Genomic DNA, 12,782 nt, shown 5'->3' with positions numbered 1-12,782 from the left:
TGCCGGGAGCGTACCCGCGGCGGGGCGGGTCAGGTTTGCCCGCGCCCGATCCGCCCACCCGGGCGGAGTGACGAGCGGAAGGAGAGTGACCGTATGAGCGCCCTGAAGGTCAAGGAGATGCTCGACGCCTACCCCGCGGCACTCGGCGGCGTCGACCGGGAGAAGCTGACCGCCTGCATCGAGGAATGCGTGTCCTGCGCCCAGGTCTGCACGGCCTGCGCGGACGCCTGTCTGTCCGAGGAGATGGTCGACGAACTCGCCGACTGCGTCCGCACCGACCTGGACTGCTCCGGCATCTGCACGACCACCGCCGCCGTGCTCTCGCGGCACACCGGGTTCCACGCCGACGTCGCCCGCGCCCTGCTCACCGCCTGCGCCACCGCGTGCCGCACGTGCGGCGAGGAGTGCGCCCACCACACCCAGCACGACCACTGCCAGATCTGCGCCGAGTCCTGCCGTGCCTGCGAGGACGCCTGCGAGGCGCTGCTGGCCTCCCTGGGCTGAGGTCGGCCCACCCGCGCGGACCGGCCTCGCTCGTGCACCGGCCTCCGCAGCGCACCGGCCTTCCCAGCGCACCGGCCTCCCCAGCGCACCGGCCTTCCCAGCGCACCGGCCTCCCCAGCGCACCGATCGCCCGCGCCACACCGGTGCGCCCCCGCCGGAGGGATGGAGGCTCCGGCGGGGGCGCGGGGTGCCGGCGGGGTCAGGGTCCCGTCGGCGGCGTTCCCCCGGGGGCCGGGGGAGTCGGGGTGGGCAGTGGTGCGGGGACGGGCGGTGGAGCGGGGACGGGCGGTGGTGCCGGGCGGCGGGGCCGCGGGGTCAGGCGACCCGCTGCCACAGGGCCGGCACGTTCGGCGGCTCCCAGCCGCCCTGCGCCTGGTGCTGCTGGAGGCACCGGTAGCTCACGCCGTCGTAGGTGACGGTCGCGCCGGCCTGGTAGACGACGCCCGGCGTCCAGGTGGTGGCGCCCGGGTCGGTGGGCGGCGGGGTGGTGGGCGGCGGCGTGGTACCGCCTGCCGTCTTCAGCGTGAGCCCGTACGAGGAGAGGATCGGGTTGACCGGGTAGTAGTAGGTCGTGCCGCCGGAGCTGCAGTTGCCGCTGCCGCCCGAGGTGACGCCCTGGGCCTGGCTGCCGGAGATGAAGGAGCCGCCCGAGTCCCCCGGCTCGGCGCACACCGAGGTACGCGTCACGCCGGAGACGGTGCCCTCCGGGTAGGTGACGCTGGTGTTGTGCTGCTGCACCGTGCCGCAGCGCCAGCCGGTGGTGGAACCGGAGCGGCAGATCGACGCGCCCACGGCCGCCTGGGTGGAACCGGCCACCTGCTGGCTGGAGCTCACGACGGTCGCGGTCGCCGTCCAGTTGGAGTTGACCGCCACCCAGGCCATGTCCCGGCCCGGGAAGGTGGAGCCCTGGAAGGTGCCCTGGGCGACCTGGTTGTAGCCGGAGGTGGTCCGGCCGACCGTGCCGCAGTGACCCGCGGTGACGAAGCCCTGCGTGGTGGACCGGGTCACGCCGAAGCCGACCGAACATCGGCCGCCGCCGCCCATGTAGTAGGCGTCGCCGCCGCGCACGTCGTAGTAGGTGCGCGGGCGTTCCGCGGTCCGCACCACCTCGACGTGCGACGGGTCCACGCCGGCCGCCGCGACCAGCCGCCCGGCCGCGGCCGGGTCGACCGCCTCGACGACGACCTTGTTGCGCCGGAGGTCGACGTAGCGGACCGGGACGTCCGCGGCGGAGACCTTCCCGGCGGCCCGGTCGAGCCGGGCCCGGTCCGCCTCCAGCTCGCCCAGCGACCGGTCCACGACGACGGCCCGGGCTCCGGCCCGCTCGATGACGGCGACGTCGGAGCGGTCGGTGGTGGCCACCGTGAGGGCGCCGGCGTCCGCGCCGCCGATCCAGCCGCCGGCGTGGTCGGCGCCGAGCGCGAGGCGCAGCCGTCCGAGGGTGGCGCCGGCCTCCGCCTCGTTGACCAGGCGCCGTTCCGCCTGGCCGGCGGTCAGGCCGAGGTCGCGCTGGAGGGCCTTCAGCAGCCCGGCCGGGGCGCGGTCGGTGCGGAGGGTCTCGGCGGCGGACGGGCTGTCGACGCGGGGCGGCACGGTCGGCCTGGCCGTGGCGGTGCCGGCCAGGCCGGACAGCAGCAGCGTGCCGGCGGCGAGCAGGGCGGCCGTGCCGGTGACCCGGGAGAAGGGAGGCATGGGTGTCTCCTACAGGTGGGAGGTGGAGCAGGAGCCGTGCGGGGAGCTTGGCGCTGCCGTGAACGTACGACCGCCAGGCATGTCCGCGTCAGCCTCCGGCCGACCCCCTCCCCCGGAGCTATGGATCGGCTGCCGCCGCTATGCCGGGCCCTCCGCCGCCCGCTCCCGGGCGTCCGCGTGCGCCGCGCGGGCCTGCGCGAGGACCAGGTCGACCACCGGGTCCGGCTGCGCGGCGCCCTGCCAGCCCAGCAGGTGCCGCCAGGTCAGCGGCGTCCCCGCGAGCGGCCGGGTGACGATGCCCGGCGTGGGCGGGAACGTCGCCCGCGCCAGCCCCAGCGCCCGCCCCACCTGCACCAGGTGCACGATCGACGAGGTGTCCGTCTCGTACAGGCTCCGCGGGGTGAAGCCGGCCCGGGCGCAGGCCGCGGCGAAGCAGTCCGCGAAGCAGCCGTCGCCCGGCACGGCCCCCCAGTCCTCCCCTGCCAGCTCCGCCAGGTCGATCGCGGCGCGCCCCACCAGCGGATGGGTGGCCGGCAGCATCACGTGCACGGCGTCCACGGCTATCTCCCGCCAGGACACCTGGGGGGCCGCCGGCGGGTGCGCGGATCCGCACACCCCGAGCAGGGCGAAGTCGATCCGCCCCTCGGAGACCTGCGCGGCCAGTTCCCGCTCCGACCAGGTCGTGGTGGTGGTGACCGGCACGCCGGACGCCGCGTCGGACAGACGGGCCAGCAGGCCGCCCAGCAGCGGCCCGTGCGTGCCGCCCAGCCGGAAACGCCGCAGGCCGGAGCGGGTGCGGGCGAAGAGCGCCGCCTCCTGCTGGAGCTCGGTCACCGCCGGCAGCACCACCCGGGTGCGGGCCAGCACCAGCTCCCCCAGCGGCGTCGCCCGCACCCCGAACCGCCCGCGCTCGAAGAGCGTGCCGCCGAGCGTCCGCTCGATCCGCTTCAGCTGCGCGCTCAGTGTGGGCTGGGACAGCCCCAGCGCCTTCGCCGCACGGGTCAGACTGCCCGCGTCGGCTATCTCCCTGATCACCCTCAGATGACGCAACTCCAGCTCCATGGACGGAGCTTGGTCCTTGGTCCGGACCGGCGCAAGGGCCGCCGTCCCGGGCGCCGGCCGGGCACGGCGGAGCGCCCCCGCCGGAGGGTTGGAGGGCTCCGGCGGGGGCGCGTGCACCGGCGGGCGGCGCGGGGTGAAGTGTGCCTGCCGGAGCCGGTCACCCGTGCCGAGCCGGCGGCACGGGGGGACGGGCCTCAAGGGCCCGCAGGGGTACGGGTCCCGAGGGCCCGCAGGCATACGGGCCTCGGCGACCCGCGCGGGAGGGTCGCGGCCTCAGCGGCCCGGGCCGGGTCGGTCGCGGCCCTCGGCCAGCTCCTGACGCACCGCCCAGTAGGACGGCTTGGGGGCGTAGGACTCGTCGTAGATGTTGGCCGAGCCCTCCCCGGCGAAGACCCCGGGCACCCACGAGTACTGGTCGGCGAAGCCCCAGATGGTGAACGAGGTGCACCGTTCCTGGCCGAGGCAGGCGTCCAGCATGCCGCGGAAGTAGTCGGCCTGGCGGGTCAGCTTGGCCTCGTCCATAGGCATCACGCCGCGGACGTCGACCTCGGTGAACGAGCTCTCCATGCCCAGGTCGGCGAAGCGCTCCAGGTTGGCCGGGATGTCGCCCGGGAAGCCGTACTGGGTGCTCAGGTGCCCCTGGATGCCGAAGCCGTCCACCTTGATGCCCTGGGCGCGCAGTTCCTTCGCCAGGTTGTAGTAGGCGGTGGACTTCGCGTTGACGCCCTCGACGTTGTAGTCGTTCACGTAGAGCTTGGCGTGCGGGTCGGCCTGCCGGGCCCAGCGGAAGGTGTCGGCGATGTAGGACGGGCCGAGCTGCTGGTACCAGAGGGACTGCCGGTAGCTGCCGTCCTCCTCGAAGACCTCGTTGACGACGTCCCACTGGTAGATCTTGCCCTTGTAGTGCTTGGCCACCGTGGTGACGTGCTCGCGCAGGATCCGGCGCAGCTCGTCCTTGGTGATCGAGCCGTCCGCGACGCCGGAGGTCAGCCAGCCGGGGAGCTGGTTGTGCCACAGCAGCGTGTGCCCGCGGACCTGCTGGCCGTTGGCCCGGGCGAACGCGACCAGGGCGTCGCCCTGGCTGAAGTCGTAGACGCCCCGCTCCGGCTGGAGGGTCTCCCACTTCATCACGTTCTCGGCGGTGACCGAGTTGAACTCACGGGCCGTGATCCTGCGGTAGGTCGTGTCCTCGGCGAGCGCGTCCATGTTGACGGCCGTGCCGAAGCGCAGGTCGGCGCGGGCGGCCAGCGCCTTGAGCGGAGCGCCCTTGGGGTGGTGGTGGGCGCCGGCCGGCGCGGCCTGCGCCGAGGCGACGGCGCCGGTGAACAGCAGCGCCCCGCTCGCCATGACGGCGGCGGCAGCACGGAGGTGCTTCATTGCGGTCCTCTCGATGGTGCTCGGTGTCGGTGGTGCGGGTGCCGGGTGGGCCGTGGAACCGTGGGGGGTCGGGGGTGCGGGGGGAAGGGGGTGTGGGGGTGTGGGGGGGGAAGGGGCGCCGGACCTCCCCAGGTCGGCGCCCCTGGTCTCAGCGGACCCGGTGGCTCTCCACCGGGCCGAGGTAGGTCTCGGAGAGCCCGCCGGTGTCGACGATCAGCCGCTGCAGCACGACGGTCGGGTCGACCATCCAGAACCGCAGCCGGTGGACGCCGGCCCGGGCGACGGTGTGCACCGACGAGGTCCGGTTGACGTTGTCGGAGGTGTGGCGCGCCCACCGCTTGTTGAGCCCGCCGTCGTCCGGCCCGGTCGCCGCGATGAAGTCGACCGTCGTCGGCGGCCGGTCGTCGAAGGAGACGGCGTACCGCAGGCCCGGGCGGGCCAGCGCGGGGTTGCGCGGCGAGACGTAGGCCCAGACGGTGACCTCGCCCGGGGTGAGCAGGGTGACCTCGTACTCCAGGTACGGGGCGCCGGCGCCGGGGGTCTGCGGCGGGGCGGTGACCGGCCACGGGGACATGCCCGCCGGGGTGCGGCCGATCCGGTCGATCCGCAGCCAGCCGGCGCCCTTCCCGCCGACCGCCCGGGAGTAGTGGTGGGCGTCGACGGCGACGTAGCCGCCGGCCTCGACGAAGCCCTTGACGCCCCGCGGCGAGACCCGGGCGGCGACCGCCTTCACGGTCACCGTGCGGCCGGCGCCCTCCACGGTCAGCTCGGCCTCGCCGCGGCCGGAGGGCGCGCGGTGCCAGTCGACGCCCACCGTGAGCCGGACCTGCTCGCCGACGGTGCCGCGGGTGCGCTCCACCCGCAGCCAGGGCGCCGAGGAGGTCACCCGGTAGTCGAACGGGCGCGACCCCCGGTTGAAGATCTCGACGTACACCTCGTCCCCTGTGCGGTACGGGCTGAACTCGGGGAGCACCGGCTCTCCCCCGGCCTGCGGCCACCACTCCTCGGAGCCGCTGACCGCCACGCCCATCTCCGCCGTGTCCGGCAGCTCGATGCGCCTGACCGCGGGGAAGATCTCGTCGGGGATGGCGACGTTGTCCAGCTCCGGCTGCTGCCACCCGGCGTTGGGGCCGTACCGCTCGACGTCCCCGTAGCCGATGTGCGGCTGGAGCTGGAAGTCCTTCCACTTGCCGTCGGCGATCTCCTTGTTGAAGACGTCCTGGAGCCGGAAGTCCTCCCGGAGCGCCGCCTCGGCCCGGGCCGCGAGCTCGTTGGTGCGGGCACGGCCCTGCCCGGCGTAGAGGATGTTGGTGAACTGGGCCTCGCGCAGGTAGTACACGTTGGCGGTGGCCGCCACGTTGTACCCGACCAGCTCGAACCAGGCCTCCCGGGCGGAGGCCGGCAGCTTCCGGGCCACCCGGGCCGCGTCCCGGTCGAGCTCCCGCCACGCCCGGGTGACGCGCTCCAGCTCGCCCCCGTGGAAGGGGGTCTGCTCGTCGTCGTAGACGACCGCGCTGTCGTCCTTGGTGATGTCCTTCGTCGGGTCCAGGGTGATCCGGCGGTTCAGCAGCTCCGGCTTGCGCAGCTGCTGCAGGTGGGCGTAGCGGGAGAGGATCTCGGCGACGGCCTCGGCGTGCTCCTCGCCGAAGTGGAGCGCCGCGTACCCGCGTTCCCACTCGGGGATGTTCTCCAGCTCCCAGCGCGAGGGCTCCCAGGCGTAGTCCAGGAAGAACTGGGTGGGCACCTCGTTGCCCTTCAGGTCGCCCACGTTGGTCATCCACAGCCCGTGGTTGCCGTAGGCGATCGCCTGGTGGAGCTGGTCCCACATGTTCGGCAGCGAGGTGGTGTCGACCCACTTGTAGTTGCGGCCGGCCCCGACGTAGTCGAAGTGGTAGTAGATGCCGTAACCGCCCGAGCGCGCCGGCTCGTCCGGGTCCGGGTGCATCCGGAGGTTGCCCCAGTTGTCGTCGCAGAGCACCACCGTGACGTCCTCGGGCGCGCGCAGGCCCCGGCTCCAGTAGCGCTGGACCTCCTTGTAGAGGGTCCACACCTGCGGCACGGCGGTCTCCGAGCCGAACACCTCGGCGATGATCCGCCGCTGGGTGGCGATGATGTCCTCCATCAGCTCGATGCCGTCGCCGTCGGGCAGGCTGACGTCGCCGTTGCCGCGCATGCCGAGGGTGACCACGCCCTCGATGCCCTCGCGCCGCATCCGCTCGACGCCCTCGCGCCAGTACGCCTCGATGGCGGGCCGGTTGCGGCGGAAGGACCACTCGCCGGTGCCGCCGTAGGGGTCGTGGCCGGGGGTGGTGATGTTGCCCGCGGCGTCGCGGACGGCGGCCTTGGCGTGCCGGTTCCACTCCTCGATGCCGCGCATCATCGGGGCCTCGTGGGAGGTGCCCATGACGACGCCGTAGGCGGTGGCGCGGGCGTGGTTCTCCGGGTCGTCCTCGGCGAACGCCCGGCCCCACACGGCCGGCCACAGGTAGTTGCCCTTCAGGCGGAGCAGGACCTCGAAGACCTTCTCCCAGAACTTCGCGTTGAAGCCGCCCTCGTAGCCCGGCGCCTTGCCCGGTCCGAAGAACTGCGGGGCCCAGGTGCCGAGGTTCGGGTTCTCGTCGTTGATGAAGACACCGCGGTACTTCACCTTCGGCGTGCCCTGGGTCCAGGAGCCGGCCCTGACGTAGATCTCCTGGCGCCGCGCGGGCTTCACGTCGTCCCACCAGTACCAGGGGGAGACGCCGATGCCGTGACTGACGTCGTAGGCACCGAAGATGGTGCCCCGCTGGTCGCTGCCGACGATCACCAGGGCGCGGTCCACCCCGGGCATCGGGCGCTCCACGACGGTCTGCTGGGAGGTCTCCCACTTGCCGCGGATCCCGGACACGTCCAGCCTGCCGGACTCGACCAGCCGGTCCACCGGCCCGCTGTTGCCGAGGGTGCCGACGATGACGACCTCGCGCGCCGACCCGGCCCGCGCCGCCGGCTTCACGCCGGTGACCCGCTCGACGTCCGCGCGGAGGTCCTCGGCGACCCGGACGACGCCGGCGTGGTCGTCCGGGTCCACCAGAACCGGGGCGGCCCACCCGTCGCGCACCAGGGGGAAGGCGCCGCGCTCGGGCCGGAACACCACGTACGCGCCCTTGTCGGTGCGGCGCGGCCCCCCTCCGGCCGCGCCGCGCTCCGCGCCGTCCTGGGCCGCGTACGCGGTGCCGGCCCCGCCACCCGCCAGGGGCAGAGCCACCAGGCCCGCCGCCCCTGTTCCCAGGACGCTTCTGCGGCTGACGTTTCCGCGCATGGCTCACCCATTCCTCGGCTGATTTTGGTAACCGGCCTGACAAATGTTGGAGCAGCGACGGGAACACGACAACGGGTCGTCGGCAACGAAAACTTTCGATGCCCGGACCCGGCCGGGAACGTCCCGGAATCACGCCTGGCAGCGGGCCCGCGAGGGGCGAACGAGGCGCGGAATCCCGCAACTTTCGATCGTGGTCCGCAACCCGGGAGACACTCAGGACCACTGCGGCACCACCCTCCGGAAGTGCCGCCGGGAACGCCGAAGGGCCCGCACGACATGACGTCGTGCGGGCCCTCCTTGAGCCACAAGAGCTCAGGTCATGGCATGACCTTCAAGCAAGGGGTACTTACTTGACGATCTTGGTGACCTGGCCGGCGCCCACGGTACGACCACCCTCACGGATGGCGAACTTCAGGCCCTCCTCCATGGCGACGGGCTGGATGAGCTCCACCTTCATCTCGGTGTTGTCACCCGGCATGACCATCTCGGTGCCCTCGGGGAGGGTCACGACGCCGGTCACGTCCGTCGTACGGAAGTAGAACTGCGGGCGGTAGTTGTTGAAGAACGGGGTGTGGCGACCACCCTCGTCCTTGCCGAGGATGTAGGCCTGGGCCTCGAACTCGGTGTGCGGGGTGACCGAACCCGGCTTGATGATGACCTGGCCGCGCTCGACGTCCTCGCGCTTGATGCCGCGGAGGAGCAGACCGACGTTCTCACCGGCCTGGCCCTCGTCGAGCAGCTTGCGGAACATCTCGATACCGGTGACCGTGGTGGTGGTCTTCTCGGTCTTGATGCCGATGATGTCGACGGTCTCGTTGACCTTCAGGACACCACGCTCGATACGGCCGGTGACGACCGTACCGCGACCGGTGATCGTGAAGACGTCCTCGATGGGCATGAGGAACGGCTTGTCGACGTCGCGCTCCGGCTGCGGGATGGCGGTGTCGACGGCGTTCATGAGGTCGAGGACCGACTGGGCCCACTTCTCGTCGCCCTCGAGCGCCTTCAGCGCGGAGACCTGCACGACCGGGACGTCGTCGCCCGGGAACTCGTACTCGGTGAGGAGCTCACGGACCTCGAGCTCGACGAGCTCCAGGATCTCCTCGTCGTCCACCATGTCGGCCTTGTTCAGGGCGACGACGATGTACGGAACGCCGACCTGGCGGGCCAGGAGCACGTGCTCCTTGGTCTGCGGCATCGGGCCGTCGGTCGCGGCGACCACCAGGATCGCGCCGTCCATCTGGGCGGCACCGGTGATCATGTTCTTGATGTAGTCCGCGTGACCGGGGCAGTCGACGTGGGCGTAGTGACGCTCCTCCGTCTGGTACTCGACGTGCGCGATGGAGATGGTGATACCGCGCTGGCGCTCCTCAGGAGCCTTGTCGATGTTGTCGAACGCGGTGGCCTCGTTCAGGTCCGGGTACGCGTCGTGCAGCACCTTGGTAATGGCGGCCGTGAGGGTCGTCTTACCGTGGTCGATGTGACCGATGGTGCCGATGTTGACGTGCGGCTTAGTCCGCTCGAACTTCGCCTTCGCCACTGGGGTCCTCCTGGGAGTGGTTCTGAACGCCTTGCTTCATCGGCGCCAGGTGATCTTTGCTGGAATGCCCGGCCCCTCGGGGCACCCCGGCACGTTCCTCTCGGTTCGCGCCGGAATGCCCCTGGAGGCACGGAGTCAAGCCTAAAGCGTGGAACTCGGTGGAGTTACTCGCCCTTGGCCTTCGCGATGATCTCCTCGGCGACGTTCCGCGGAACCTCGGCGTAGGAGTCGAACTGCATCGAGTAGCTCGCGCGACCCGACGTCTTGCTGCGGAGGTCGCCGACGTAGCCGAACATCTCCGAAAGCGGAACCAGGCCCTTGACGACGCGGGCGCCGGCACGCTCCTCCATGGCCTGGATCTGGCCACGGCGGGAGTTGATGTCGCCGATGACCTCACCCATGTAGTCCTCGGGCGTGGTGACCTCGACGGCCATCATCGGCTCGAGCAGCACGGGGCTGGCCTTGCGCGCGGCCTCCTTGAAGGCCTGCGAACCGGCGATCTTGAAGGCGAGCTCGGAGGAGTCGACCTCGTGGTAGCCACCGTCGATGAGGGTGACGCGCACGCCGGTCATCTCGTAGCCGGCGAGGATGCCGAACTGCATGGCCTCCTGCGCACCGGCGTCCACCGAAGGGATGTACTCCTTCGGGATGCGGCCACCGGTGACCTTGTTCACGAACTCGTACGACGCCTCGCCGCCCTCGATGGGCTCGATCGCGATCTGCACCTTGGCGAACTGACCGGTACCACCGGTCTGCTTCTTGTGGGTGTAGTCCACGCGCTCGACGGCCTTGCGGATCGTCTCGCGGTACGCGACCTGCGGCTTGCCGACGTTGGCCTCGACCTTGAACTCACGGCGCATGCGGTCGACCAGCACCTCGAGGTGCAGCTCGCCCATACCGCCGATGATGGTCTGGCCGGTCTCCTCGTCCGAGTGGACCTGGAAGGAGGGGTCCTCCTCCGCGAGACGCTGGATGGCGACACCCAGCTTCTCCTGGTCGCCCTTGGACTTGGGCTCGATGGCGACCTGGATGACCGGCGCCGGGAAGTCCATGGACTCCAGGATGACCGGGGCCTTGTCGTCCGACAGCGTCTCACCGGTGGTGGTCTGCTTGAGACCCATCACGGCGATGATGTCGCCGGCGCCCACCGACTCGATCTCCTCACGCTTGTTCGCGTGCATGCGGTAGATCTTGCCGATGCGCTCCTTCTTGCCCTTGACGGAGTTCAGCACCGAGGAGCCGGACTCCAGGCGGCCCGAGTACACCCGGACGAAGGTGAGCTTGCCCAGGTGGGGGTCGCTCATGATCTTGAACGCGAGGGCCGCGAGCGGCTCGTCGTCGGACGGCTTGCGCTTGACGACGGTCTCGGAGTCCTTCGGGTCCGTGCCCTCGATCGCCTCGATGTCGACCGGCGACGGCAGGTAGCGCACGACGGCGTCGAGCAGGGGCTGGACGCCCTTGTTCTTGAACGCGGTGCCGCAGAACACGGGGGTGACGGTGGTGCCGCCGCCCTTGCCGGACGCGATGGTGATACGACGGATCGCCGCGTAGAGCTGCTCCTCGGTGGGCTCGTTGCCCTCGAGGTACATCTCCATCAGCTCTTCGTCGTTCTCCGCGACGTCCTCGACCAGCTTGGCGCGGTACTCCTCGGCCTGCTCCTGCAGGTCGGCCGGGATGTCGACGATGTCGTACATCTCGCCCTTGGTGGCCTCGGGGGAGTAGACCAGGGCCTTCATGCGGACCAGGTCGACGACGCCGACGAAGTCGGCCTCGGCACCGATGGGCAGCTGCATGACGATCGGCTGGGCGCCCAGACGGTTGACGATCATGTCAACGCAGCGGAAGAAGTCCGCGCCGGTACGGTCCAGCTTGTTCACGAAGCAGATACGCGGAACGCCGTAACGGTCGGCCTGACGCCACACCGTCTCGGACTGGGGCTCCACGCCGGCGACGCCGTCGAACACCGTCACGGCACCGTCGAGCACGCGCAGGGAGCGCTCCACCTCGACGGTGAAGTCGACGTGGCCCGGGGTGTCGATGATGTTGATGGTGTGGTCGACGTCCTCGAGCGGCCAGTGACAGGTGGTGGCAGCAGAGGTGATCGTGATGCCACGCTCCTGCTCCTGCTCCATCCAGTCCATGGTCGCGGCGCCGTCGTGGACCTCACCGATCTTGTAGCTGACGCCCGTGTAGAACAGGATCCGCTCGGTGGTGGTCGTCTTGCCCGCGTCGATGTGGGCCATGATCCCGATGTTGCGGACCTTGGCCAGGTCAAGCGAAGTGGTAGCCATAAGGCTTCAGTCTTCTCTCGGTCTCGATGGGGTCTGCGACTACCAGCGGTAGTGCGCGAAGGCCTTGTTGGACTCGGCCATCTTGTGCGTGTCCTCGCGCTTCTTGACGGCCGCACCGAGGCCGTTCGAGGCGTCGAGAAGCTCGTTGAGCAGACGCTCGGTCATCGTCTTCTCGCGACGGGCGCGGGAGTAACCGACCAGCCAGCGCAGGGCCAGCGTGTTGGCGCGACCGGGCTTGACCTCGATCGGCACCTGGTAGGTCGCACCACCGACGCGGCGGGACTTGACCTCGAGGGTCGGCTTGATGTTCTCGAGAGCGCGCTTCAGCGTGATGACCGGGTCGTTGCCGGTCTTCTCGCGCAGGCCCTCCATGGCGCCGTAGACGATGCGCTCGGCGGTGGAGCGCTTGCCGTTCAGCAGCACCTTGTTGATCAGGGAGGTCACCAGAGGAGAACCGTAGACCGGGTCGATGATGACCGGGCGCTTCGGGGCGGGGCCCTTACGAGGCATTCTTACTTCTCCTTCTTGGCGCCGTAGCGGCTGCGGGCCTGCTTGCGGTTCTTGACACCCTGGGTGTCGAGGGAGCCGCGGATGATCTTGTAGCGAACACCCGGCAGGTCCTTCACACGGCCGCCGCGCACGAGCACGATGGAGTGCTCCTGCAGGTTGTGTCCCTCACCCGGAATGTAAGCAGTGACCTCGATACCGCTGGTCAGACGCACACGCGCGACCTTACGCAGGGCCGAGTTCGGCTTCTTCGGGGTGGTCGTGAACACACGCGTGCAGACGCCACGGCGCTGAGGGGAACCCTCGAGTGCGGGCGTCTTGTTCTTCTCGACCTTGTCCTGCCGGCCCTTCCGGACCAGCTGCTGGATCGTAGGCACTACTTCTCCGGTTTCTGTGTGCCGAATGGTGAAGCTAACCTGGAACATCGCCGACCCACGCGGTCGGGTGTGTCGAATCACGCGGACCTGCGCCCGAAGGCGAGAACTGCGCGGATTACGGTGGCCGATGCGGA

Annotated in this window: 9 protein-coding genes; 1 reads left to right on the top strand and 8 read right to left on the bottom strand. The window is 70.8% G+C overall.

What is annotated here, in order from left to right:
• The first annotated feature begins 93 nt into the window (after nt 1-93).
• Nucleotides 94-504, top strand: coding sequence for a four-helix bundle copper-binding protein (locus ABZ836_RS00580; protein ID WP_361138091.1), 411 nt, complete (start codon nt 94-96; stop codon nt 502-504).
• A gap of 315 nt (nt 505-819) precedes the next feature.
• Here ABZ836_RS00580 and ABZ836_RS00575 read toward each other — a convergent pair whose 3' ends face one another.
• The 8 genes from ABZ836_RS00575 to rpsL form a co-directional block, all read right to left on the bottom strand.
• Nucleotides 820-2,196 carry a carbohydrate-binding protein gene (locus ABZ836_RS00575; protein WP_361138089.1) on the bottom strand — a complete coding sequence of 459 codons (1,377 nt, stop codon included), beginning with the start codon at nt 2,194-2,196 and terminating at the stop codon, nt 820-822.
• 138 nt (nt 2,197-2,334) lie between these two features.
• A complete protein-coding gene (locus ABZ836_RS00570) occupies nt 2,335-3,258 on the bottom strand; it encodes a LysR family transcriptional regulator (RefSeq protein ID WP_356128615.1) in 924 nt (307 codons plus the stop codon).
• Between the two features lie 273 nt (nt 3,259-3,531).
• The gene (locus ABZ836_RS00565; RefSeq protein WP_361138087.1) at nt 3,532-4,635 is read right to left on the bottom strand and encodes an endo-1,4-beta-xylanase; all 1,104 of its coding nucleotides are present in this window, start codon (nt 4,633-4,635) and stop codon (nt 3,532-3,534) included.
• Nucleotides 4,636-4,783: 148 nt separating this feature from the next.
• Complete coding sequence (locus tag ABZ836_RS00560) at nt 4,784-7,933, bottom strand: glycosyl hydrolase 115 family protein (RefSeq protein ID WP_361138085.1); 3,150 nt, start codon at nt 7,931-7,933, stop codon at nt 4,784-4,786.
• Between the two features lie 346 nt (nt 7,934-8,279).
• Nucleotides 8,280-9,473: an elongation factor Tu gene (tuf, locus tag ABZ836_RS00555; RefSeq protein ID WP_108954826.1), complete on the bottom strand. Its 1,194-nt coding sequence runs from the start codon at nt 9,471-9,473 to the stop codon at nt 8,280-8,282.
• 164 nt (nt 9,474-9,637) lie between these two features.
• The gene (gene fusA, locus ABZ836_RS00550) at nt 9,638-11,764 is read right to left on the bottom strand and encodes an elongation factor G (protein ID WP_108954827.1); all 2,127 of its coding nucleotides are present in this window, start codon (nt 11,762-11,764) and stop codon (nt 9,638-9,640) included.
• 39 nt (nt 11,765-11,803) lie between these two features.
• Nucleotides 11,804-12,274, bottom strand: coding sequence for a 30S ribosomal protein S7 (rpsG, locus tag ABZ836_RS00545; RefSeq protein ID WP_003974303.1), 471 nt, complete (start codon nt 12,272-12,274; stop codon nt 11,804-11,806).
• A gap of 2 nt (nt 12,275-12,276) precedes the next feature.
• Nucleotides 12,277-12,648 (bottom strand): 30S ribosomal protein S12, encoded by a 372-nt coding sequence (gene rpsL, locus ABZ836_RS00540; RefSeq protein WP_003948652.1) that lies wholly within the window; start codon nt 12,646-12,648, stop codon nt 12,277-12,279.
• Between the last annotated feature and the right edge of the window lie 134 nt (nt 12,649-12,782).

The organism is Streptomyces sp. NPDC047130 (genome assembly GCF_040643475.1).
Classification (GTDB): Bacteria; Actinomycetota; Actinomycetes; order Streptomycetales; family Streptomycetaceae; genus Streptomyces.
Note: the sequence above shows the minus strand (reverse complement) of the source record. Positions and strands in the feature narration are given on the sequence as shown.